A 23268-nucleotide genomic window follows, 5' to 3' on the forward strand; every position below is an offset into this window, starting at 1 on the left:
GGGCAGACGCACCCCGGGGATGAGCGTGTATACTGTGCGCCCAGACCCCTGACACTGGCGGGCCGCGCTGCCGAAGGCGGCCCGTGTCGATGAGCGAGACGCGTCATGGCAGACAAGGAATCCGTAGCGCCGGGCGATGGCGCGCCGACAGGCGAGGACTTCGCGACCACGCTGGAACGCCTGGAACGGCTGGTCGGCCAGCTGGAGTCCGGCGAGCTGTCGCTCGAGGCCTCGCTGGCGGCCTTCGAGCAGGGCGTACGGCTGACCCGCGATGCCCAGCGTCGCCTCGACGCCGCCGAGCTCAAGGTGAGCGCACTGGTCGAACGTCCCGACGGCACCCTCGACGAGACGCCGTTCGCGATGCCCAACCCGCCGGCGGAGAGCGGTAATGATCGATGAAACCATGGAATGGCCCCTGCGTCTGAGTGCCGATCAGGCGCACATCAATGCGCAACTGGATGACCTGTTCGCCCGCCACGATGCCCCGGCCGAGCGTCTCGACGCGGCCATGCGCTACGCCGTGGTGGGCAACGGCAAGCGGCTGCGCGCCGTGCTGGTGTATGCCGCCGGCCGCGCCCTGGGCGGCGATGACGAGGATCTCGACCCGGCGGCGGTGGCGATCGAGCTGATCCATGCCTATTCGCTGGTCCACGACGACCTGCCGGCCATGGACGACGACGACCTGCGCCGCGGCCAGCCCACCGTGCACAAGGCCTTCGACGAGGCGACCGCGATCCTCGCCGGCGATGCCCTGCAGACCCTGGCCTTCGAGACCCTGGCCGAGGCGGCGCCGCCCCGACTGGCGGCGATGATCCGGATTCTCGCCCAGGCCGCCGGTCGCGACGGCATGGCCGGCGGCCAGGCGCTGGATCTGTACGCGGTCGGCGAGTCGCTCGACGTCGCGGCGCTGGCCGAGATCCATCGCTACAAGACCGGCGCGCTGATCCGCGCGGCGGTGCTGCTGGGCGGGCTGACCGCAGTGGCCGAGAGCGACCCGCGGCTGCTGGCGCTGGATCGCTACGCCACGGCGATCGGTCTGGCCTTCCAGATCCACGACGACGTGCTCGATGTCATCGGCGACACTCACACACTGGGCAAGGCCGCCGGCGCCGATGCCGCCCGCGACAAGCCCACCTATCCCGCCCTGCTGGGTCTCGACGGTGCCCAGGACCGGGCCCGGGCGCTGCTCGACGAGGCCCTCGAGGCGCTCGCCCCGCTGGGCGAAGCCGCCGCGCCGCTGGCCGGTCTGGCCCGCTACATGATCGAGCGCGAGTACTAAAGAGCCATTATGAAGCTGTTCGACGAGATTCCTGCCGAGCGTCCGCTGACGCCGCTGCTCGATACCATCGATGTGCCGGCGGACCTGCGCGCCCTGAATGCCACGCAACTCGATCAACTGGCCGATGAGCTGCGCGCCTACCTGCTCTACAGCGTGGGTTGCACCGGCGGCCACTTCGGCGCCGGCCTGGGCGTGGTCGAGCTGACCCTGGCGCTGCACCATGTCTTCGAGACGCCCCACGACCGGCTGGTGTGGGATGTCGGTCACCAGGCCTATCCGCACAAGATCCTCACCGGCCGTCGCGAGCGGATGCACACCATCCGTCAGCTGCACGGGCTGGCGGCATTCCCCAAGCGCGACGAATCGGACTACGACACCTTCGGCGTCGGTCATTCCAGCACCTCGATCAGCGCCGCGCTGGGCATGGCGCTGGCCGCCCGCACCAAGGACGAGAAGCGCCGCGTGTGCGCGGTGATCGGCGACGGCGCGCTGTCGGCGGGCATGGCCTTCGAGGCGCTGGCGCACGCCGGACACGTCGACGCCAACCTGCTGGTGGTGCTCAACGACAACGAGATGTCGATCTCCGAGAACGTCGGCGGCATGGCCAGCTATCTGGCCAAGGTCTTCGCCAGCAACACCTACCTCAATGTCCGCGAGGGCGGCAAGAAGGTGCTCTCGCGCCTGCCCGGCGCCCTGGAACTGGCGCGGCGCACCGAGGAGCACATGAAGGGCATGGTCAGCCCGGCGACGCTGTTCGAGGAGATGGGCTTCAACTACATCGGCCCCATCGACGGTCACGACCTCAACGGCCTGGTGCACACGCTGCGCAACCTGCGCGATCTCGACGGTCCGCAGTTCCTGCACATCAAGACCCGCAAGGGCAAGGGCTTCCGCCCGGCGGAGGCCGACCCGATCGGCTATCACGCCATCACCAAGCTGGAGAAGGAGCCCGCGCCGCCGCCCCGGGTCGAGACCCAGGCGCCCGAGAGCCAGGGGGCCGAACTCCCGGCCGCCAAGCCGCGCAAGTACTGCAACGTGTTCGGCGACTGGCTGTGCGACATGGCCGCCGCCGATACCCGGCTGATCGGCATCACCCCGGCGATGCGCGAGGGCTCCGACCTGGTGCGCTTCTCGAAGGAGTACCCCGAGCGCTACTACGACGTGGCGATCGCCGAGCAGCACGCGGTGACGCTCGCCGCCGGCATGGCCTGCGAGGCCATGAAGCCGGTGGTGGCGATCTACTCGACCTTCCTGCAGCGCGGCTACGATCAGTTGATCCACGACGTCGCGGTACAGAACCTCGACGTCACCTTCGCCATCGACCGCGCCGGGCTGGTCGGCGAGGACGGCCCGACCCACCACGGGGCGCTGGATCTCTCCTACCTGCGCTGCGTGCCGGGGCTGGTGATCCTCACGCCGGCCGACGAGGCCGAGTGCCGGGCGATGCTCAGCGCCGCCTATCACCACCCGGGGCCGGCCGCGGTCCGCTACCCGCGCGGCAAGGGGCCCGGCACGCCGATCCCCGAGGATCTCGAGCCGCTGGCGATCGGCCGCGCCGAGCGGCGTCGCGACGGCGGCAGCGGCATCGCCCTGCTCGCCTTCGGCAGCCTCAACGGCCCCGCCGGCGAGGTCGCCGAGCGCCTCGACGCCACGCATCTCAACATGCGCACGGTCAAGCCGCTGGACCGCGACGCGGTGCTCGCCGCCGCCCGCGATCACGCCTTGCTGGTCACCCTCGAGGAGAGTGTGGTCGCCGGCGGTGCCGGCAGTGGCGTCAACGAGCTGCTGGCCGCCGCGGGCGTGTCGGTCGCGGTGCTCAACCTGGGCATCCCCGACCGTTTCATCGAGCACGGCAAGCCCGCCGAGCTGCTCGCCGATTGCGGGCTCGACGTCGATGGCATCGAGGCCGCGATCCGCCAGCGCCTGGCGAACTGACCCTACACGACCCCTGACGACGAGGACGGCATGCTTACAGCGATACTGATCGGCGCGGTACTCGGCTACTGGATCGGCGGGCTCGTCGGTCTGCTGGTCGGGGCGATCGCCGCGGGCTGGCTCGCCCGGCGCCTGGTCGGCGGCCTGGGCATCGCCCGGGTGGCGCAGTTGCAGAATCAGTTTCTCGACTCGACCTTCGCGGTGATGGGCTGTCTGTGCAAGGCGGACGGCCACGTCAGCGCCGACGAGGAGCGTGTCGCCGAACGCCTCTACGACCGTCTGCACCTGAGCGGCGCCCTGCGCGAGCAGGCGCGGGCCGCCTTCGAGCGCGGCAAGGCCGACGACTTCGACCTCGACGCCGAGCTGGCCACGGTGCGTCGCCTGACCCGCGGCCAGCGGGCGCTGCTGCAGGTCTTCCTGCAGGTTCAACTGTCGGCGATCGTCGCCGATGGTCGGATCGACCCGGCCGAGCACGAGATGCTGCTGCGCGTGGCGCGCGGCCTGGGGTGCAGCGAGGCCGAGATCGCCCAGATCGAGGCGATGCTGCGTGGCGGTGCCGGGCAGCAGGCGGGCGGCGCACCCTCGGAGCAGGCGCTCGAGGATGCCTATCGGGTGCTCGGCGTCGAGCGTGACGCCAGCGATGCCGAGATCAAGCGCGCCTATCGCCGGCTGATGAGCCAGAACCACCCGGACAAGCTGGCCGGCAAGGGCCTGCCCGAGAGCATGCGCGAGATGGCCGAAGCCCGCACCCGCGAGATCACCCACGCCTACGATCAGATCAAGCAGGCGCGTGGCAGCGCCTGATTCCGCCTTTTTCGATACGCCTCTTACCATTGATTTCGCCCGCCGGCGTGGTTCGTCGCGTGGGTGGGTGTATGTGATAGCTTTAGGCTATTTATCTGGGTTTCTTGATAGCTAGACTTTAGTTCAAATAACGTTAGCCTGTTAATAAAATGTCTCCTAAGAAATGACGCCAAGGAGGTATTGATCATGAAACGCCAACTCACCCTCATCGCTCTCGTCGCCGCTGTCCTGCCGGTCGTGGCCCAGGCCAGTGTCGCTTCCCACGAGGCCATGAACGTCAACCACGAGCCGCTGGCTCCGATGTCCGCCGAGCACGCTGCGTCCTCGCAGGCCGATGCCCTGGTCATCGACGTCAGTGGCGTCAGCGATGCCATGGCCCAGACCCAGCGCACCATCGCCCGGAATACCGCACACAAGACGAGCCTGCCGCAGCAGGCGCATCTGCCCAGTGAAGATCAGCCGCGGCTGGGCCACGGCAGCGACTGGTAAGCGGTATGTGACCCGCGCCTCGAATGACGATCGCGCGTTGTGTCCCGAGAGCTCCGGTGTTCGCACCGGAGCTTTTTCGTGGGCGGCCGATGGCGGCGGAGTCTGACCGGGGCTGTCGACCGTTCGCTGTTATGGTTGACAAAGTCAACTATATCGCCAATGATCGTCGACACGCCGGTCGACCCCGGGCCGCTTGCTGCGGCTCGCGCCTCCGTCACTCGTTTCGCAATTTCCCCAGGAGACGGCATGAAACGCTCCCCGCCCCGTTCCTTCACCGTGCTCGGCAAACGCTACGTCACTCCCAACATGCTGCGCATCACCCTGGGTGGTGACGGCTTGCGCACCTTTCCGCCCGACCAGGCCGGCGGCTACGTCAAGCTGCACTGCCCCGCCGCCGATGGGCAGACCGCGGTACGGACCTATACCGTTAGTGCCCAGCGCGACGACGCCCTCGACATCGACTTCGTGGTGCACGACCACGGTGGGCCGGCCTCGCGCTGGGCGCTCGACGCCGAGCCGGGCGATGTCATCGACGTCGGCGGCCCGGGGCCCAGAAAGCGCGTTGCCGCCGGTGCCGACTGGTACCTGCTGGTCGGCGACATGACCGCACTACCGGCGATCGCCGACAACCTCGCGGCCCTGCCCGCCGACGCCCGGGGCCAGGCGGTGATCGAAGTGATGACCGCCGATGACATCCAGTCGCTCGTCAAGCCGGCCGGGGTCGACATCGCGTGGGTGATCGAGCCCCATCCGGGCGCGAACAGTGACCGGATGCTCGACGCGGTACGCGACCTGCCCTGGCTGCCCGGACGCCCGGCAGTGTGGGCGGCCTGCGAGTTCTCGGGCATGCGCAAGCTGCGTGCCTATTTCAGGAACGAGTGCGGCCTGCAGCGCGGCGAGTTCTACATCTCCAGCTACTGGAAGGCGGGCGCCAGCGAGGACGGCCATCGTCTCGAGAAGCGGGCCGATGCCGAGCGCGATGCCTGAGCGGCATGCAGGCACGGAACCGGCCGTCGCGCTAGACTGATCCCCCGACGTCACCGCGAGGATAGCCGCATGCTCACCCTGCACTGCTTTGCCAACAGCCGCTCGCTGCGGGCGGCCTGGACGCTCGAGGAACTGGGCCTCGACTATCGCTGCCGGCACGTGGATCTGGCGGCGGGGGCCGGGCAGCGCGAGGACCATCTCGCCCTGCATCCCGATGGCAAGGTGCCGGTCCTGGTCGACGACGACCTGACCCTGTTCGAATCGCTGGCGATCTGCCGGTATCTCGCCGACCGTTACGGGGCGGGGCGCCTGCTGCCCGAGGACACGGCCGGCCGGGCACAGGTCGATCAATGGCTGAGCTTTACCATCAGCGAGCTGGAACAGCCGCTGTGGACGCTGGGCAAGCATCGCTTCGCCCTGCCCGAGGCGCGGCGGGTGCCGGCGATCCTGCCCACCGCCGAATGGGAGTTCCAGCGCGCACTCGGGGCGCTGGCACGGCGTTTCGACGGCTCGGACTGGCTGGTCCGGGGGACCTTTTCGCTGGCCGACATCTTCGTCGGCCACACCCTGAGCTGGGCGCAGGCCTTCCAGCAGCCGCTGCCGGCGGCGCTCGATGCCTATCGCGAGCGCTGCATGGCGCGACCGGCCCTGGCCGCCGCCCGGGCGCGCGAGGCCGAACTCACCCCGGCCGAGTGAGGGTCAGGCGCGGTTGATGTCGGGGCGTGCCGCGGCGGTGTCGCGACTGTCGCCGGGTGCCAGGAAGCCCCCCGACTGGCGCCGCCAGAGCCGGGCGTAGAGGCCATCGCGGGCGAGCAGCTCGTCGTGGCGCCCCTGCTCGACGATCGCCCCGCGGTCCATGACGATCAGTCGGTCCATGGCGGCGATGGTCGACAGCCGGTGGGCGATGGCGATCACCGTCTTGCCGGCCATCAGCGTCTCGAGGTTCTCCTGGATCGCCGCCTCGACGTCGGAATCCAGCGCCGACGTCGCCTCGTCGAGGATCAGAATCGGCGCGTCCTTGAGCATCACCCGGGCGATGGCGATACGCTGGCGCTGGCCGCCGGAGAGCTTGACCCCGCGCTCGCCGACGTGGGCGTCGAGCCCGCTGCGCCCCTGGCTGTCGCGCAGGCCGTCGAGGAAGGGCGTGACGTGGGCCTGGCGGGCCGCCTCGAGCACGCTCGCCTCGTCGGCGTCCGGGCGGCCGTAGAGCAGGTTGTCGCGCACCGAGCGGTGCAGCAGCGCGGTGTCCTGAGTGACCATGCCGATGGCCGCGCGCAGGCTTTCCTGGGTCACCTCGGCGATGTCCTGATCGTCGATCAGGATGCGGCCGCCCTCCAGGTCGTGAAAGCGCAGCAGCAGGTTGACCAGCGTCGACTTGCCGGCGCCCGAGGGCCCGATCAGGCCGATACGCTCGCCGGGGCGAATGTCGAGCGAGAGATCCTCGATCACTCCGCCACCCTTGCCGTAGTGAAAGCGCACATGCTCGAAGCGCAGCCCGCCGCGCACGACCTGCAGGGCCCGGGCGTCGGGGGCGTCCTCGAGGGCGTGGGGCAGGGCCAGCGTGGTGATGCCGTCCTGCACCGTGCCGACGCTCTCGAACAGTGCCGAGACCTCCCACATGATCCACTGCGACATCCCCCACAGCCGCAGTACCAGGCCGAGGGCGACCGCCACCGCGCCGACGCTCACCGCCGCCTCCCGCCACAGCACGATCGCCAGGGCCGCCACCGAGAACAGCAGCAGCGCATTGAGCACGTAGAGCGCGCCGTAGAACAGCGTCACCAGACGCATCTGGCGGTGCACCGTGCCCAGGAAGCCGCGCATGCCCTCGCGGGCGTAGTTCGCCTCGCGCCGGGCGTGGGAGAACAGTTTGACGGTCTGGATGTTGGTGTAGCTGTCGACGAGGCGCCCGGTCATCCGCGAACGGGCGTCGGCCTGATCCTCGGCGACGTGTCCCAGGCGTGGCACGAACACGCGCAGCAGCACCAGGTAGCCGACCAGCCAGGCCGCCAGCGGCAGGGCCAGGCGCCAGTCGGTGGTTGCGACCAGCAACAAGGTGCCGAGAAAGTAGACGATCACGTAGTTGAGCACGTCGAACAGCTTGATCACGCACTCGCGGACCGCCAGTGAACTCTGCATCAGCTTGGTGGCGATGCGCCCGGCGAACTCCTCCTGATAGAAGCCCAGCGACTGCTCGAGCAGGTAGCGGTGGCCCTGCCAGCGGATGCGCATCGGGTAGTTGCCCATCAGCGTCTGCTGGTTGAGCAGTGAATGGGCGAAGACCATCGCCGGCAGGACGACCAGGACGAGTAGCGCCATGCCCGCGAGCTTGGCGCCCTGATCGGCGAGAAACGTCGCCCGGTCCTGGGCCGAGAGCCAGTCGACGATGTTGCCCAGAAAGCGGAACAGCCATACCTCGCTGACCGCGATCAGCGCCATCAGCACCGCCGAGATCGCCAGGTAGGGCCAGGCGCCGCGGGTGTAGTGCAGGCAGAAGGCGACCAGGGTATCGGGCGGCCGCGCGGGCTTCTCGGCGGGAAAGGGATCGAGTCGGTTTTCGAACCAGCGGAACATGCGGCAACCTCGTCCTTGATGGGCTAGTGGTCGGTGGCCAGGCGGGCCGGTCAGACGCTCGTCGCGGTGTCCCGGCCGACGCTCTCGTAGGGCTCGGCACGACGCGCCGTGCGCAGTGCCCGGGCCCACCAGGCGAGGCGCTCGAGCAGCAGCGCCAGGCGGTGATCCTCGCGCAGTGGAGCGTAGAGGGCGCCACCGGGGCCGAAACGCTCCCAGGCGTGGGCGAAGCTTACCGTGTCACCCAGCGTCACCGCATGCAGCGAGGCGAACACCAGGCGCAACTGCTCGACCGCCCGCAGCCCGCCGGAGGCGCCGCCATAGGCGACGAAGCCCACCGGCTTGGCCTGCCAGGCGTCGTGCACCGTGTCGAGCAGCGCCTTGAGCGCGGCCGTGTAGCCATGATTGTACTCCGGCGTGACGATCAGGAAGGCATCGGCCGCAGCCAGCCGTTCTTCGAGGTGCCCCCATGCCGCCCGCGGCAGGGGCTGGTCGCGAACCGACAGCGGCAGTTCGGCGGGGTCGATGACATCGACCTCGAAGCCGCCGTGGGCGGCCAGCCGGCGGCGCGTCCAGCCGGCGACCCGGTCGCAGAAGCGTCGGTGACGGGCGCTGCCGAGAATCAGGGCGAGCTTGAGCGGTGCGGGCATGGCGAGGCTCCTTTGACGTGACGGGCGACGTCGAGCACTCTAGAACCTCGAGTAAACTTGAGGTCAAGGCCATGGGACGACGGCTCGATCCCCGCAAGCGCGAACTCTCGGTCGGCGAGGTCGCGGCGCGCTGCGGCGTCGCGGTATCGACGTTGCACTTCTACGAGAGCAAGGGGTTGATCGAATCCTGGCGCAACGCCGGCAACCAGCGGCGTTACACCCGTGACGTGCTGCGCCGGGTGGCGATCATCAAGATCGCCCAGCGCACCGGGGTGCCATTGGCCGAGATCGGCGCGGCCCTGGCGACCCTGCCGCCGGGACGCACGCCCACCGCCGATGACTGGCGCCGCCTGTCGGCCGACTGGCGCGAGTCGCTGCAGGCGCGGATCGATGCGCTGAGCAAGCTACGCGATCAACTCGACGGCTGTATCGGCTGCGGTTGTCTGTCGCTGGAGAGCTGCCCGCTGCGCAACCCCGAGGATGTGCTGGGCGCGACGGCGAGCGGGGCGCGGCGGCTCGAGACGTGAGCCGCCGGCGGGAGCTTACGTGCCTGACGGGCGATAGCGTATGCCGTCGACGTGGCGGTCGATGCGGGTGCCGGCCCGGCCCTGGACGATGGCCTCGATGTCGGCCAGGGCGCCGATCGTCGCGGGCCGGCCGGTGTGTCTGGCGAAATCGCAGGCGGCCTGGATCTTGGGCGCCATGGAGCCCTCGGCGAATTCGTGGCCATCCAGCGCCTCGGGCGAGGCCTGGGCGATCGCCCGGCGCGACGGGCTCTGCCAGTCGACATAGGCGGCGTCGACATCGGTGGCGATGATCAACAGGTCGGCATCGAGCTGCTCGGCGAGCAGCGCCGAGCAGCGGTCCTTGTCGATCACCGCTTCGATACCTTGCAACTGGCCCGCCGCGTCGTAGGCGGTGGGGATGCCACCGCCCCCGGCGCAGACCACCACGCTGCCCTTTTCCAGCAGCCAGCGTATCGGCCGGATGGCGAAGATGCGCTGTGGACGAGGGCTGGCCACGACGCGCCGATAGCGGTCGCCGTCGGCGGCGATGGACCAGTTCTTCTCGCGGGCCAGTCGCTCGGCCTCCTCGCGGGAGTAGACCGGGCCGATCGGCTTGGTGGGGTGATGGAAGGCGGGGTCGTCGGCGTCCACCTCGACCTGGGTGAGCAGGGTGGCCAGCGGGGTCTCGGCGGGCAGCAGGTTGCCCAGTTCCTGCTCGATGACGTAACCGATCATGCCCTCGGTCTCGGCGTCGAGCACGTCCAGAGGGTAGGGCTCGACGGCCTCGTAGGCGGCGCCCTGCAGTGCCAGCAGGCCGACCTGGGGGCCGTTGCCGTGGGCGACGACCAGCTCGTTGCCCGGGGCGATGCGGGCCAGTTGCCGGCAGGCGAGACGGATATTGTCGCGCTGGGCCTCGGCCGTGAGCGGCTCCCCCCGGCGCAGCAGGGCGTTGCCGCCCAGGGCGACGACGATACGCATGGCGTGTCTCCTGTCAGTCGATGGTCGACCGCCGCGACGCTGGCGCCGGGCGGTCCTTGTCCCGCAGCGATCGCCCGCGCTCAGCGCTCGCCGAGCGTCGCGACCAGCACCGCCTTGATGGTGTGCATGCGGTTTTCCGCCTGCTCGAAGGCGATGCAGGCGGGCGACTCGAACACCTCGTCGGTCACTTCCACGCCCTGGGCCAGTTCCGGTCGGCGCTCGGCGAGCCGGGCGCCGACCTTGGTCTCGGCGTTGTGCAGGGCGGGCAGGCAGTGCATGAAGCGCACGCGCGGGTTGTCGGCGGCCTCGAGCAGCGCGCGGTTGACCTGATAGGGCAGCAGTTCGTCGATGCGCTCGTCCCAGGTTTCCACCGGCTCGCCCATCGAGACCCAGACGTCGGTGTGGATGAAGTCGACGTGTTCGACGGCGGCGCGGGGATCCTCGGTCAGTGTCAGGCGCGCCCCGCTGGTCGCGGCGATCGCCCGGCAGGCCTCGAGGTGCTCGGCGGGCGGCCAGAGCGCCTTGGGCGCGGCGATGCGCACGTCCATGCCCAGCTTGGCGCCGATCAGCAGCAGCGAGCGGCCCATGTTGTTGCGGGCATCGCCGAGGTAGGCGTAGCGGATCTCGTGGAGCGGCTTGTCGCTGTGTTCGCGCATGGTCAGCACGTCGGCGAGCATCTGCGTGGGGTGGTAGTCGTCGGTCAGACCGTTGTAGACCGGCACCCCGGCGTAGCGCGCCAGCGTCTCGACGGTCGCCTGGGCGAAGCCGCGATACTCGATGGCGTCGTACATCCGCCCCAGTACCCGGGCGGTGTCCTTCATGGTTTCCTTGTGACCGATCTGCGACGAGGTGGGGTCGATGTAGGTGACGTTGGCGCCCTGGTCGTAGGCGGCGACCTCGAAGGCGCAGCGTGTGCGGGTCGAGGTCTTCTCGAAGATCAGCGCGATGTTCTTGCCGACGAGATGGCGACGTTCGGTGCCGGCGTAGCGGGCGCGCTTGAGATCCCGCGACAGGTCGAGCAGGAAATGCAGTTCCCGCTCGCTGTAGTCGATCAGGTTGAGCAGGCTGCGGTTGCGCAGGTTGAAGGCCATGACGGGTCCCTCCTCAGTAGTCGATGGGGTCGCGAACGATCGGGCAGGTCATGCAGTGGCCGCCGCCGCGGCCGCGCCCCAGTTCGCTGGCGTCGATGGTGATGACCTCCACGCCGGCCTTGCGCAACTGCGTGTTGGTGTAGGTGTTGCGGTCGTAGCCGATCACCACGCCGGGCTCCAGGGCGACGACGTTGTTGCCGTCGTCCCATTGCTCCCGCTCGGCCTCGAAGCTGTCGCCGCCGGTCTTCACCACGCGCAGGGCGGGCAGGCCGAGGGCCTCGGCGACCACCTCGAGCAGGCCGCGCGTCTCGCGGCGCACGTCGATGCCGCCGGGCTTGCCGGCGTCGGGATAGAGGCTGAAGGCGACGATGCCCTCGACCACTTCGGGGAAGATGGTCACCAGGTCGCGGTCGCAGAAGGTGAACACCGTGTCGAGGTGCATCGAGGCGCGTGAGCGCGGCAGGCCGGCGACGATGACCCGTTCCACGGCCTCGTGATCGAACAGCGTCCGGGCGAGCTGGCCGATGGCCTGGCGCGAGCTGCGCTCGCCCATGCCGATCAGCACCACGCCGTTGCCCAGCGGCATGACGTCGCCGCCTTCCAGCGAGGCGGGGCCATGGTCGATGTCGGGGTCGCCGTACCAGATCGGGAATTCCTGCTCGGCGAAGAGCGGGTGGAAGCGGTAGATCGCCGCGGCGAGCAGGGTTTCCTGACGACGCGCCGGCCAGAACATCGGGTTCAGGGTCACGCCGCCGTTTATCCAGCAGGTGGTGTCGCGGGTGAACTGGGTGTTGGGCAGGGGCGGCAGGATGAAGCTCGAGTGCCCCAGGTAATCGCGGAACATGCCGAGAATCTCGCCGCCGTGGGTGCCCGCCATGTCGTCGGGCGTGACGCCGCCGATCAGGAACTCGGCCAGCCGCGGCGCCTCGAGTTCTTCCAGCCAGGCGCGCACCTCCTGCTGCAGGCCGAGGCCCACCCGGTCGACCGTCACCTTGCGGTCGAGCAGCCACTGGCGCGCCCGCGCGTCGGCGACGGTCTCGGCCAGCAGATCGTGCATCTCCAGCACTTCCACGTCGCGCTCGCGCATCTTGGTGACGAAGTCGAAGTGATCGCGCTTGGCCTGGCTGACCCAGATGACGTCGTCGAACAGCAGGTCGTCGCAGTTGGCCGGGGTCAAACGCCGGTGAGCGAGTCCCGGCGAGCAGACCATGACCCGGCGCAGCTTGCCGATCTCGGAGTACACGCCGGGGGAAAGCGCGGTAACTGACATGGCGAAGGTCCTCAGTGGCGGTGGAAAGGGGAAACGGGGCGCGTCACAGGCTCAGCAAACCGCTGTAGAGCCCGTAGATGGCCAGCAGGGCGCCGAGCAGCACCAGCGCGACGATGCCCTTCTCGACGGTCGTGAAGACCGGCTGGCCCTGTTCGCGGCGGGCCTTGGCGAAGAACAGCGCCCCCGGTGCATAGAGCAGGGCCGAGAGCAGCACGTACTGGATACCGCCGGCGTAGACCAGCCAGACGGCGTACAGCGTGGCGATCAGGGCGACGACGATGTCGCGGCGACGCTCGCCGGGAGCGTTCCGGTAGGTCTCGCCGCGCAGGCCCAGCAGCAGGGCGTAGGCGGCCGACCAGAAGTAGGGGACCAGGATCATCGACGTCGCCAGGTAGAGCAGGCTCAGGTAGGTCGATTCGTTGAACAGGGTCAGCACCAGGAACAGCTGGATCAGGCCATTGGACAGCCACAGCGCGTTGGCCGGCACCTGGCGGGCGTTCTCGCGCTTGAGGAAGGCCGGCATGGTGTCGTCGCGGGCCGCGGCATGCAGGATCTCGGCACACAATAGCGTCCAGGAGAGCAGCGCCCCGCTCAGCGAGACGATCAGGCCGATGCCGATCAGCACCGCGCCCCAGTGACCCACCACGTGTTCCAGCACGCCGGCCATCGAGGGGTTGCCGAGCCCGGCCAGCTCGGGCTGGGACAGCACGCCCATCGACAGCACGTTGACCAGGACCAGCACCAGCAGGACGCCGACGAAGCCGATCACGGTGGCCCGGCCGACGTCGCGACGGCGTTCGGCGCGGGCCGAGTAGACGCTGGCGCCCTCGATGCCGATGAACACCCACACGGTGACCAGCATCATGTTACGTACCTGGTTCATGACGCCGCCCAGATCGGGGGATTGCAGGCCCCAGAAATCCCGGGTGAAGACGTCCCAGCGGAAGGCGGTGGCGACCAGCACGATGAACAGCAGCAGCGGCACCAGCTTGGCGATGGTGGTGACCAGGTTGACGAAGGCGGCCTCGCGGATGCCGCGCAGCACCAGGAAGTGCACGCCCCACAGGACCAGCGAGGCGGCGACGATCGCGGGCAGGTTGTTGCCCTCGCCGAAGATCGGGAAGAAGATCCCCAGGGTGCTGAACAGCAGGACGAAATAGCTGACGTTGCCGATCCAGGCGCTGATCCAGTAGCCCCACGCCGAGGAGAAGCCCATGTAGGCGCCGAAGCCCGCCCTGGCGTAGGCATAGACGCCGGCGTCGAGTTCCGGCTTGCGGTTGGCCAGGCTCTGGAAGACGAAGGCCAGTGCCAGCATGCCCACCGCGGTGATGGCCCAGCCGATCAGGATGGCCCCGGCGCCGGCGCTGGCCGCCATGTTCTGGGGCAGTGAAAAGATTCCCCCGCCGATCATCGATCCCACGACCAGCGCGATCAGCGCGCCGAGCTTCAGTCGAGGTGGCGTCACGGCCATGACGGCTCTCCCTGCGTTGATGAATGTCAACGCCAGTCTAGAGCGAGCCGGCAGGGGGCGGGCTGATATGGATCAACCCGGATGGATTGGTCCGTCGATCGGGGGTGCGGTCGTCAGGCGAGCACGGCGTTGTAGACCGCCAGGTAGTGGCAGACGCTGCCGCCCAGCACGAACAGGTGCCAGATGACGTGGTGGAAGGGGATGGCGCGGATCGCGTAGAACAGCACCCCCACGGTGTAGGTGATGCCGCCGGCGATCAGCAGGTCCAGGCTGGTCGCGGAGAGCGAGCGGCCCATTTCGCCCGAGGCGACCACGATCAGCCAGCCCATCAGCAGGTAGACGGCGACCCGCAGCACGCCGAAGCGCTGCGGCCAGATCAGCTTCAGGGCGATGCCGCCGAGGGCCAGGGTCCAGATCACCGCCAGCAGCGTCCAGCCCAGCGGGCCGCGCAGGTTGACCAGCAGGAAGGGCGTGTAGGTGCCGGCGATCAACGCATAGATGGCGCAGTGGTCGAGGATCTTGAAGGCGCGCTTGAGGCGCGGATGGCGAAAGCCGTGATAGAGCGTCGAGGCGGTGTAGAGCAGCACCAGGGTGGCGCCGTAGAGACTGACGCCGACGATCTTCCAGGGGTCGACGTGGGCCGCCAGGCTGGCGAGCACGATCAGCACCACCATGCCGGCCAGGCTCAGCGCGGCGCCGATGCCGTGGCTGATGCTGTGCAGGGACTCCTCGAGAAGACTGTAGGTCGTGTCGTCAGTGGGCTCGGAACTCATCGTTGCGCCTCCCGCATGGCAAGCCGGGGTGCGCGATCGGGGCGCGCTCAGGGCTTGCGTTCGATGTCCACGTCGCCGGCCGGGGTGAAGTCGTCGAGTGCCATCATGTGGCCCAGCTTGCCGGCCTTGGTCGACAGGTAGTGCTCGTTGTGGGGGTTTCGACCGGTGGTCAGCGGCACGCGTTCACTGATGGTCACGCCGTCCCGGGTCAGGGCGTCGACCTTGCGCGGATTGTTGGTCATCAGGCGCAGCGACGAGACGCCCAGATGCTCGAGCATCGGTACGCACAGGTCGTAGCGGCGCAGGTCGGCGCCGAAGCCCAGGTGCTCGTTGGCCTCCACCGTATCATAGCCCTGATCCTGCAGATGATAGGCGCGGATCTTGTTGAGCAGGCCGATGCCGCGCCCCTCCTGGCGCAGGTAGAGCAGCACGCCACGACCTTCCGCGGCGATGCGCTTGAGTGCCTCCTGAAGCTGGTAGCCGCAGTCGCAGCGCATCGAGAACAGCGCGTCGCCGGTCAGGCATTCGGAATGGACGCGCCCCAGCACGGGCTCGCCGATCGCCACGTCGCCGAGCGTCAGGGCGATGTGGTCCTTGCCGGTGGCCTCGTCCTCGAAGCCGTGCATGGTAAAGGTGGCCCAGGGGGTGGGGAGCCTGGAGGCGGCGATGAAGCGAATCGTCACGGTTACCCTCGACAACGAACCGGCGGGCACCAGCGCCCGGCCGATGAAGCGTCCATGGTAGCAGGATCGCCGATCGAGCTCACCCGTATCGCGTCTTGCCGGCAGGGCGCACACGGCGCTGCACGGCGCTCGCCAATCCCCCCGGCGCATCCGGTACAATGGGTCAAAACCGCGAACAGCGAGACTTTCATGGAACTCAAGAACGACCGCCTTCTGCGTGCCCTGGCCCGTGAGCCGGTGGACCGCACCCCGGTATGGATGATGCGTCAGGCCGGGCGCTACCTGCCTGAATATCGCCGGGTTCGCGGCGAGGCCGGCAGCTTCATGGACCTGTGCCGCGACACCGCCCGGGCCTGCGAGGTGACGCTGCAGCCGCTGGAGCGGTTCCCCCTGGATGCGGCGATCCTGTTCTCCGACATCCTGACCATTCCCGACGCCATGGGGCTGGGGTTGTATTTCGAGACCGGCGAGGGGCCCAAGTTCAGAAAGCCGGTGCGCAGCCAGGCCGACGTCGAAGCGCTGAGCCTGCCCGACGCCGAGCGCGACCTGGACTACGTCATGAACGCGGTGCGTGCGATCCGCCGCGAACTCGATGGCCGGGTGCCGCTGATCGGCTTCTCGGGCAGCCCCTGGACGCTGGCCACCTACATGGTCGAGGGAGCGTCGAGCAAGGACTTCCGCCACGTCAAGGGCATGCTCTACGGCAACCCCGAGGCGATGCACCAGTTGCTCGACCTGCTGGCCCACGCCGTGACCGACTACCTCAACGCGCAGATCCGTGCCGGCGCCCAGGTGGTGCAGATCTTCGATACCTGGGGCGGGGCGCTGTCGACGCCGGCCTACCTGGAGTTCTCGCTGCGCTACATGGAGCAGATCGTCGCCGGGCTGCAGCGCGATGGCGACGGTCGGCGGGTGCCGGTGATCCTGTTCACCAAGAACGGCGGTCAGTGGCTCGAACATCTCGCCGCGACCGGGGCCGATGCCCTGGGGCTCGACTGGACCACCGAACTCAGCGATGCCCGCTCGCGGGTCGGCCACCGGGTCGCCCTGCAGGGCAACCTCGACCCCAGCGTGCTGTTCGCGCGGCCGGCGGCGATCCGCGCCGAGGTGGCACGCATCCTCGACAGCTACGGCGCCGGCCCGGGGCATGTCTTCAACCTGGGCCACGGCATCAGCCAGCATACCGACCCGCAGCGCGTCAGCGACTTCCTCGAGGCGCTGCACGAGCTGAGCCCGGCCTACCATCCGCTGGGCTGAGGCGATGCCCGGCCATCGGGGGTGGGCCCTGGCGGCGCTGGGCGTCGCCGCGGGCATCGCCTGGGGCAGCCTGACCCCCGCCGACGAATTGCCCGCGCATCTGCCGTGGGACAAGTTCAACCACCTGGCGGCCTACGCCGCGCTCAGCGGTGCGCTGGGGCTGGCAGGCTGGCGCCTGGCGGTCGCCGCTGGGGTCGCCGTCGTCTACGGGGTCGTCATCGAGCTGGCTCAGCTCGGCGTGCCCGGGCGGGCCGGCGGCGACCCGCTGGACATCCTCGCCAACACCCTGGGGGCGTTGCTGGCCGGCGGCCTGTTGCTGGCCTGGCGACGTCGGCGCACCGCTGCCTGATGGCGGCCGCCGTCGACCCCGCACCGAAACGGCGCGTCGAGGCACGCGACCGCACGCTGATAGCGCTCGTGTCGCCGCCGCGGGGTGGCATCGCCGCGGCAAATCCCACGTTGCCATGAGATGAAAGCGACTCACGGGCCAGGTTGGAACGCTCCTTGCAAGCGTTGTTCGGGCCATGCGCCTGCATGCACCGACAATGACAACGACAGGGAGTTGAATCCGACATGCGAATCAAGAACAACAGCCTGATCCTGTTGCCCGCCGCCCTGCTGGCGGCGGCTGTGGCCTCCCAGTCACAGGCCGCGACGCTCGACGACGTCAAGAGCGAAGGCGAGTTTCGCTGCGGGGTGAGCACCGGCCTGCCCGGCTTCTCGGCCCCCGACCAGGACGGCCAGTGGCAGGGACTCGACGTCGAGTTCTGCCGTGCCGTGGCGGCGGCGGTCTTCGCCGACCCCGAGGCGGTCTCCTTCACGCCGCTGACCGCCAAGGAGCGCTTCACGGCGCTGCAGTCCGGCGAGATCGACGTGCTCTCGCGCAACACCACCTGGACCGCGACCCGCGACGACTCCCTGGGGCTGAACTTCGCCGGGGTCGACTTCTACGATGGCCAGGGCTTCCTGATCCGCAAGGATCTGGGCATCGACAGTGCCACCGAGCTCGACGGCGCCTCGATCTGCGTGCAGGCCGGCACCACCACCGAACTCAACATGGCCGACTACTTCAAGGCCAACGACATGCAGTTCCAGCAGGTCGCCTTCGACACCTCGGACCAGACCGCCCAGGGCTTCGACAGCGGCCGCTGCGACGTGCTGACCTCCGATTCCTCGCAGCTCGCCGCGTTGCGCCTGCAGCTCGCCGACCCCGCCAGCGTCAAGATCCTGCCCGAGCGCATCTCCAAGGAGCCGCTGGGCCCGGTGGTCCGCCAGGGCGACGACCAGTGGTTCGATATCGTCAAGTGGACGCTGTTCGCGATGCTCAACGCCGAGGAACTGGGCGTGACCAGCGACAACGTCGACCAGATGCGCGACAACCCGCCCAACCCCGATGTCGCGCGTCTGCTCGGGCAGGACGGCAACTACGGCGAGCAGTTGGGTCTGTCCAACGACTGGGCCTACAACATCGTCAAGAAGGTGGGCAACTACGGTGAAGTCTATGCGCACACCGTAGGCATGGATTCACCGCTCGAGATCGAGCGCGGCATCAACGCGCTGTGGACCGACGGCGGCATCCAGTACGCCCCGCCGGTTCGCTGAGCCGCTGGACGTAACGAGCCCCGCGCGCCTCACGAGGGCGCGCGGGTCAGGCTTATCCGCCCGAGTCGAGATCACTCATGCTGCGTCCCACCACGTCCATCCCGCGTCGCGGGCGGGGTCCGCTGTGGCGCGACCCCGCCATGCGCGCCCTGATCGTCCAGGGGTTGCTGTTCGCGTTCCTGGCGGTCTTCATCGGTTTTCTGGTCCATAACACCCTGGCCAATCTCGAGGCCCGCGGTATCCGCACCGGCTTCGACTTCCTCGGCGAGCGCGCCGGCTTTTCCATCCCCCAGACGCTGATCGACTACACCAGCGACGACACCTACGGCCGCACCTTCGTGATCGGCCTGCTCAATACCCTGCTGGTCTCGGTCCTGGGGATCGTCGCGGCGACGATCATCGGCTTCGCGGTGGGCATCGCCCGGCTCTCGCCCAACTGGCTGCTGGCCCGGCTGGCGACGATCTACGTCGAGGCGTTCCGCAACGTGCCGCTGTTGGTGCAGATCCTGTTCTGGTACTTCGCGGTGCTGCGCTCGCTGCCCTCGCCGCGCCAGAGCCTGTCGCTGTTCGATACCTTCTTCTTCAACGTGCGCGGCCTGGTGGTGCCGGCCCCCGAGGCATTGTCGGGGTTCGCCGCCACGCCCTGGGCGCTGGTGGTCGCGGTGGTCCTCACCGTGGTGCTGGCGGTCTTCGCCCGTCGCCGCCAGGCGGCCACCGGCAAGGCGCTGCCGATGTATCGGATCGGCGCCGCCCTGGTCGTCGGTCTGCCGTTGATCGTGTTTCTGGCCAGTGGTTCGCCGCTGGCGTGGTCGATACCCGAGCTCAAGGGCTTCAACTTCCGTGGCGGCATCAACATCATGCCCGAGCTGATGGCGCTGTGGCTGGCGCTGTCGATCTACACCGCCGCGTTCATCGCCGAGATCGTGCGCTCGGGCATCCAGTCGGTGCCCCATGGGCAGACCGAGGCGGCACGCTCGCTGAGCCTGCCCGGCGGCATCACCCTGCGCAAGATCGTCATTCCCCAGGCGATGCGGGTGATCGTCCCGCAACTGACCAGCCAGTACCTGAACCTGATCAAGAACTCGTCGCTGGCCACGGCGATCGGCTACCCCGACATCGTCGCGGTGTTCGCCGGGACCACGCTCAACCAGACCGGCCAGGCGATCGAGATCATCGCCATGACCATGGCCGTCTATCTGGTGATCAGCCTGCTGGTGTCGCTGCTGATGAACCTCTACAACGCGCGCACGCTGCTCAAGGAGCGTTGACATGGCCTCGTCACCGACCCCCGTCCGTACCCAGATGATCGAGGCCCGCGAGCCCCCCGACCAGCGCCGCGGCGTGCTCGGCTGGCTGCGTGCCAACCTGTTCTCCGGGCCCCTCAACTCGCTCGTCTCGATCGTCACCATCGCGATCCTGGCGCGGCTGCTGTGGCCCTTCCTGGAATGGAGCCTGTTCGACGCCGACTGGCTCGGCTCGACGCGCGATGCCTGCAGCGGCGATGGCGCCTGCTGGGTGTTCATCTCGGCGCGCTTCGAGTCGATCGTCTACGGCTTCTATCCCGAGGCGGCGCGCTGGCGCGTGGATCTCGTCTTCGCGATGCTGGCCGCGCTGATCGCCTGGCTGGCGCTCCCCCGCCTGCCGGCCAAGCCGTGGGTGGGGCTGTTCGCGCTGGTCGGCTTCCCGATCATCGCCTACTTCCTGCTGGTGGGTGGCCACTTCGGCCTGATGGAAGTGCCCACCCGCGAATGGGGCGGGCTGATGCTGACCCTGACCGTGGCCGTGGTGGGCATCGTCGGCTCGTTGCCGATCGGTGTGCTGCTGGCGCTGGGGCGGCGTTCGACGATGCCGCTGGTCAAGGGCGTGAGCGTGATCTTCATCGAGTTCTGGCGCGGCGTGCCGCTGATCACCGTGCTGTTCATGGCCTCGGTGATGCTGCCGCTGTTCGTGCCCTCGGAGATCGAGTTCGACAAGCTGCTGCGTGCGCTGATCGGCATCATGTTCTTCTGGAGCGCCTACATGGCGGAAGTGGTACGCGGCGGCCTGCAGGCGATCGACAAGGGCCAGAACGAGGCCGGCCAGGCCCTGGGGCTGAGCTACTGGCAGCGCATGGGGCTGATCATCCTGCCCCAGGCGCTCAAGCTGGTGATCCCGGGCATCGTCAACACCTTCATCTCGCTGTTCAAGGACACCTCGCTGGTGCTGATCATCGGCCTGTTCGATCTGCTGGCGATCATCCGCGCCGGCCTGACCGACACCGACTGGCTGGGCTTCGCGATGGAGGGTTACGTGTTCGCCGCGCTGGTCTACTGGGTCTTCTGCTTCAGCATGTCGCGCTACAGCCAGTACATCGAGCGCCGGCTGCATACCGGCCACAAGCGGTGACATCCACAACCATAACCGCCGCTCGTGGCCCGCTGGCGACGAGCGCAGGACCCTCAGGAAACTGCCATGAGTGAAGCCTCCGCCCCCCGGCACGACAGCGAGCCGATGATCGAGATCAAGCGGCTCAACAAGTGGTACGGTGATTTTCACGTGCTGCGCGACATCGACCTTAGCGTCGCGCGCGGCGAACGCATCGTCATCTGCGGCCCCTCCGGGTCGGGCAAGTCGACGATGATCCGCTGCATCAATCATCTCGAGGCGCACCAGCAGGGCGAGATCGTCGTCGGCGGCGTGACCATGACCCAGGACATCAAGCGCATCGAGCAGATTCGCCGTCAGGTGGGCATGGTGTTCCAGCACTTCAACCTGTTCCCCCACCTCACGGTGCTCGAGAACTGCTGCCTGTCGCAGATCTGGGTGCAGAAGAAGCCGCGCCGCGAGGCCGAGAAGACCGCCATGGAATTCCTCGACCGGGTGCAGATCGCCAATCAGGCGAAGAAGTACCCGGGCCAGCTCTCCGGCGGGCAGCAGCAGCGCGTGGCGATCGCCCGGGCGCTGTGCATGCGCCCGGAGGTGATGCTCTTCGACGAGCCGACCTCGGCGCTCGACCCGGAGATGATCAAGGAAGTGCTCGACGTGATGGTCGAACTGGCCCGCGAGGGCATGACCATGCTTTGCGTGACCCACGAGATGGGCTTCGCCAAGACGGTCGCCGACCGGGTGATCTTCATGGACCAGGGTCAGATCATCGAGCAGGCGCCGCCGGAGAGGTTCTTCAACGAGCCGCGTTCCGAGCGCACCCGGACCTTCCTCAGCCAGATTCTCGGTCACTGACCGGGAAGGGCGCGACCGGGGCGTGACGCGCGATGCCGTCACGCCCCGCCGTCATCCCTGGATCAGGTACAGGCACAGCGACAGGGTGACCAGCGAGCCCAGCGTCGACAGCAGCACCGTGCGCGAGACCACCGCCGCCTCGCGCCGGTAGAACTCCGCGAGCATGAAGGGGCCGGTACCGGTCGGCAGGGCGCTCATCAGCAGCGCCGACTGTGCCCACAGCGGCGGCAGGGAGAATACCTGATAGGCAAGCACCCAGGTGATCAAGGGGTGCACGAACAGCTTGAGGCCCACCAGCCCCAGGGTGCCCTGCGTCGACCCCGATTGCTTCTGGGCCAGGAACAGCCCCAGCGACACCAGCGCGCACGGCGTCGTCGCATCGCCGAGCAGGCGCAGGAAGGCGTCCAGGGCATGCGGCAGGTCCTGCCCGGAAAGCGCCCACAGCGCCCCCAGCAGCGGCGACACCACCAGCGGATTCCTGGCCAGTGCCTTGGCCACCTTGAGCACCGCGTGGGAGGGGGACCGTTCGGCCTGCAGGCCGACCTCGATGCAGATCACGGCGATGGCGAACAGCACGCAGGCGACGAACAGCGTGGCGATCAGCGCCGGTTCCAGCCCGGCTTCGCCGAGCACCAGTAGGCTCAGTGGAATGCCCACGTAACCGGTGTTGGCGTAGGCGGCGCCGAGCCCGTCGATGCTGGCATCCGCCAGATGGCGCGACCCGCGCAGCCGATAGGCCAGGGTGGCGATGAACACCGTGAGCGTGCCGATGGCGACCACCGCGAGGAATTGCGGGTGCCAGATCTCGGCCCAGGTCGCCGTGGCGGTGGCGCGGAACAGCAGCGCCGGCAGGCACAGCCAGACCACGAAGCGGTTGAGCTCGGAGGCGGCGGTCTCGCCCAGCCGGCCCGTCCTGCGGCAGAGATAACCGATCAGGATCAGCCCGAAGATGGGCAGGATGACATTGACGACCGACGACATTGGCTAGGGGTTCCCGTCCGGCGAAGCGGGGACCACGCCCGGTGGCACGCCGCCCCGCCTGTGAAGCGAGGCACTAGCCTAAGGTGATTCGCGGGAAGCGTCCAATGCTCGCCGCGCACAAGTCAGGCCCCTAGAGGCTGGGCTCCTGGCGCTGCTTGCCCGGTGCCGCCACGGCACTGCGAGCCTCGCCGGCGACGCCGGGCTCGGTGGGGCTGTGCAGGCGGGTCTTGAGCGACTGGCGGGGCCGGGTGACCCGGGCCTCGCCCACGGCCTCTTCCGAAATGACCGGCGAGATGTCGTTGACCCAGCGACGCTCGGGATCGTGGACGGCGGGACGGCGGTCGTAGGCGCGTGTCATCACCGCGCCCGGCGAGTCGGCGTTGCGCAGCCCGGCCAGGTGGTACGGCAGCATCAGCAACTCGGCGAGCAGGCGCACGCCCACCAGGCTCAGCAGCCAGACGCCGCCGCCCAGCGCCAGGGTCGGCCAGCTCGTCGTCCAGGCGCCACCGGACAGCGGCGGGCTGTGGCGCGCCAGCCAGACCAGCCCGGCCACGAACAGCGCCAGTTGCGTGACGACGTGACAGAACACCAGGGTGCGCCGGGGCAGCGGGTGGCGCAGGAACAGGAAATTGCGCATCGTGGGCAGAGCCTCCATTCGGGTCGCAGCGGGGATGCAATGCGATGACGGCCGGCACTCCTTGCCGGTTAGTCAATACTAACAT

24 protein-coding genes are annotated in these 23268 nt (G+C 68.7%); 14 read left to right on the forward strand and 10 right to left on the reverse strand.

The window, feature by feature from the left end:
- Nucleotides 1–105 precede the first annotated feature (105 nt).
- The 7 genes from xseB to KGR00_RS13240 all read left to right on the forward strand — a co-directional run bounded on the left by xseB (nucleotide 106) and on the right by KGR00_RS13240 (nucleotide 6190).
- Nucleotides 106–399, forward strand: a complete 294-nt coding sequence (gene xseB, locus KGR00_RS13210) for an exodeoxyribonuclease VII small subunit (RefSeq protein ID WP_129141295.1) — start codon at nucleotides 106–108, stop codon at nucleotides 397–399.
- Nucleotides 389–1279, forward strand: a complete 891-nt coding sequence (locus KGR00_RS13215; protein ID WP_129141296.1) for a farnesyl diphosphate synthase — start codon at nucleotides 389–391, stop codon at nucleotides 1277–1279. The genes xseB and KGR00_RS13215 overlap by 11 nt, the downstream gene beginning before the upstream one ends.
- 9 nt (nucleotides 1280–1288) lie before the next feature.
- Nucleotides 1289–3214 carry a 1-deoxy-D-xylulose-5-phosphate synthase gene (gene dxs / locus KGR00_RS13220; protein ID WP_224418311.1) on the forward strand — a complete coding sequence of 642 codons (1926 nt, stop codon included), beginning with the start codon at nucleotides 1289–1291 and terminating at the stop codon, nucleotides 3212–3214.
- A 30-nt stretch (nucleotides 3215–3244) separates the two neighbouring features.
- Entirely contained in the window at nucleotides 3245–4018 is a 774-nt protein-coding gene (gene djlA, locus KGR00_RS13225; RefSeq protein WP_224418310.1) for a co-chaperone DjlA, read from the forward strand.
- A 186-nt stretch (nucleotides 4019–4204) separates the two neighbouring features.
- Nucleotides 4205–4507 (forward strand): hypothetical protein, encoded by a 303-nt coding sequence (locus KGR00_RS13230; RefSeq protein ID WP_224418309.1) that lies wholly within the window; start codon nucleotides 4205–4207, stop codon nucleotides 4505–4507.
- Between the two features lie 246 nt (nucleotides 4508–4753).
- Nucleotides 4754–5494 carry a siderophore-interacting protein gene (locus KGR00_RS13235; protein WP_224418308.1) on the forward strand — a complete coding sequence of 247 codons (741 nt, stop codon included), beginning with the start codon at nucleotides 4754–4756 and terminating at the stop codon, nucleotides 5492–5494.
- A gap of 69 nt (nucleotides 5495–5563) precedes the next feature.
- Nucleotides 5564–6190, forward strand: coding sequence for a glutathione S-transferase family protein (locus KGR00_RS13240; RefSeq protein WP_224418307.1), 627 nt, complete (start codon nucleotides 5564–5566; stop codon nucleotides 6188–6190).
- Nucleotides 6191–6193: 3 nt separating this feature from the next.
- On the opposite strand, the gene KGR00_RS13245 is transcribed toward KGR00_RS13240, so the two are convergent.
- On the reverse strand, nucleotides 6194–8068 hold the full coding sequence (locus tag KGR00_RS13245) for an ABC transporter ATP-binding protein (RefSeq protein ID WP_224418306.1): 1875 nt from the start codon (nucleotides 8066–8068) through the stop codon (nucleotides 6194–6196).
- Nucleotides 8069–8118: 50 nt separating this feature from the next.
- Nucleotides 8119–8715, reverse strand: coding sequence for an NAD(P)H-dependent oxidoreductase (locus tag KGR00_RS13250; protein ID WP_224418305.1), 597 nt, complete (start codon nucleotides 8713–8715; stop codon nucleotides 8119–8121).
- A gap of 71 nt (nucleotides 8716–8786) precedes the next feature.
- Between KGR00_RS13250 and soxR the strand changes: the two genes are divergently transcribed.
- A complete protein-coding gene (gene soxR / locus KGR00_RS13255) occupies nucleotides 8787–9242 on the forward strand; it encodes a redox-sensitive transcriptional activator SoxR (protein ID WP_129141304.1) in 456 nt (151 codons plus the stop codon).
- 15 nt (nucleotides 9243–9257) lie between these two features.
- Here the strand turns inward: soxR and arcC are convergent, their stop codons facing one another.
- The 6 genes from arcC to ribA all read right to left on the reverse strand — a co-directional run bounded on the left by arcC (nucleotide 9258) and on the right by ribA (nucleotide 15487).
- Complete coding sequence (arcC, locus tag KGR00_RS13260) at nucleotides 9258–10199, reverse strand: carbamate kinase (RefSeq protein ID WP_224418304.1); 942 nt, start codon at nucleotides 10197–10199, stop codon at nucleotides 9258–9260.
- Nucleotides 10200–10279: 80 nt separating this feature from the next.
- The gene (locus KGR00_RS13265) at nucleotides 10280–11290 is read right to left on the reverse strand and encodes an ornithine carbamoyltransferase (RefSeq protein ID WP_224418303.1); all 1011 of its coding nucleotides are present in this window, start codon (nucleotides 11288–11290) and stop codon (nucleotides 10280–10282) included.
- A gap of 13 nt (nucleotides 11291–11303) precedes the next feature.
- Nucleotides 11304–12560 (reverse strand): arginine deiminase, encoded by a 1257-nt coding sequence (arcA, locus tag KGR00_RS13270; protein ID WP_129141307.1) that lies wholly within the window; start codon nucleotides 12558–12560, stop codon nucleotides 11304–11306.
- A gap of 43 nt (nucleotides 12561–12603) precedes the next feature.
- Nucleotides 12604–14031 carry an arginine-ornithine antiporter gene (gene arcD, locus KGR00_RS13275; protein ID WP_224418302.1) on the reverse strand — a complete coding sequence of 476 codons (1428 nt, stop codon included), beginning with the start codon at nucleotides 14029–14031 and terminating at the stop codon, nucleotides 12604–12606.
- A 113-nt stretch (nucleotides 14032–14144) separates the two neighbouring features.
- The gene (locus KGR00_RS13280; protein WP_224418301.1) at nucleotides 14145–14804 is read right to left on the reverse strand and encodes a hemolysin III family protein; all 660 of its coding nucleotides are present in this window, start codon (nucleotides 14802–14804) and stop codon (nucleotides 14145–14147) included.
- 47 nt (nucleotides 14805–14851) lie between these two features.
- Nucleotides 14852–15487 (reverse strand): GTP cyclohydrolase II, encoded by a 636-nt coding sequence (gene ribA, locus KGR00_RS13285; protein WP_129141310.1) that lies wholly within the window; start codon nucleotides 15485–15487, stop codon nucleotides 14852–14854.
- Between the two features lie 189 nt (nucleotides 15488–15676).
- Here ribA and hemE point away from each other — a divergent pair, with 189 nt between their 5' ends.
- From hemE to KGR00_RS13315, 6 genes are all read left to right on the forward strand, one after another.
- Nucleotides 15677–16744: a uroporphyrinogen decarboxylase gene (gene hemE, locus KGR00_RS13290; RefSeq protein WP_224418300.1), complete on the forward strand. Its 1068-nt coding sequence runs from the start codon at nucleotides 15677–15679 to the stop codon at nucleotides 16742–16744.
- 4 nt (nucleotides 16745–16748) lie between these two features.
- Nucleotides 16749–17093, forward strand: coding sequence for a VanZ family protein (locus tag KGR00_RS13295; protein WP_224418299.1), 345 nt, complete (start codon nucleotides 16749–16751; stop codon nucleotides 17091–17093).
- A 224-nt stretch (nucleotides 17094–17317) separates the two neighbouring features.
- Entirely contained in the window at nucleotides 17318–18346 is a 1029-nt protein-coding gene (locus KGR00_RS13300) for an amino acid ABC transporter substrate-binding protein (protein WP_224418298.1), read from the forward strand.
- 77 nt (nucleotides 18347–18423) lie between these two features.
- On the forward strand, nucleotides 18424–19614 hold the full coding sequence (locus KGR00_RS13305; RefSeq protein ID WP_224418297.1) for an amino acid ABC transporter permease: 1191 nt from the start codon (nucleotides 18424–18426) through the stop codon (nucleotides 19612–19614).
- A gap of 34 nt (nucleotides 19615–19648) precedes the next feature.
- Nucleotides 19649–20731 (forward strand): amino acid ABC transporter permease, encoded by a 1083-nt coding sequence (locus tag KGR00_RS13310; protein WP_224419831.1) that lies wholly within the window; start codon nucleotides 19649–19651, stop codon nucleotides 20729–20731.
- Nucleotides 20732–20797: 66 nt separating this feature from the next.
- On the forward strand, nucleotides 20798–21565 hold the full coding sequence (locus KGR00_RS13315) for an amino acid ABC transporter ATP-binding protein (protein ID WP_275423170.1): 768 nt from the start codon (nucleotides 20798–20800) through the stop codon (nucleotides 21563–21565).
- Between the two features lie 51 nt (nucleotides 21566–21616).
- On the opposite strand, the gene KGR00_RS13320 is transcribed toward KGR00_RS13315, so the two are convergent.
- Nucleotides 21617–22546 carry an AEC family transporter gene (locus KGR00_RS13320; protein ID WP_224418296.1) on the reverse strand — a complete coding sequence of 310 codons (930 nt, stop codon included), beginning with the start codon at nucleotides 22544–22546 and terminating at the stop codon, nucleotides 21617–21619.
- A gap of 130 nt (nucleotides 22547–22676) precedes the next feature.
- A complete protein-coding gene (locus KGR00_RS13325; protein ID WP_224418295.1) occupies nucleotides 22677–23183 on the reverse strand; it encodes a hypothetical protein in 507 nt (168 codons plus the stop codon).
- Nucleotides 23184–23268: the final 85 nt, after the last annotated feature.

The organism is Modicisalibacter sp. MOD 31.J (assembly GCF_020147985.1).
GTDB lineage: Bacteria > Pseudomonadota > Gammaproteobacteria > Pseudomonadales > Halomonadaceae > Modicisalibacter > Modicisalibacter coralii.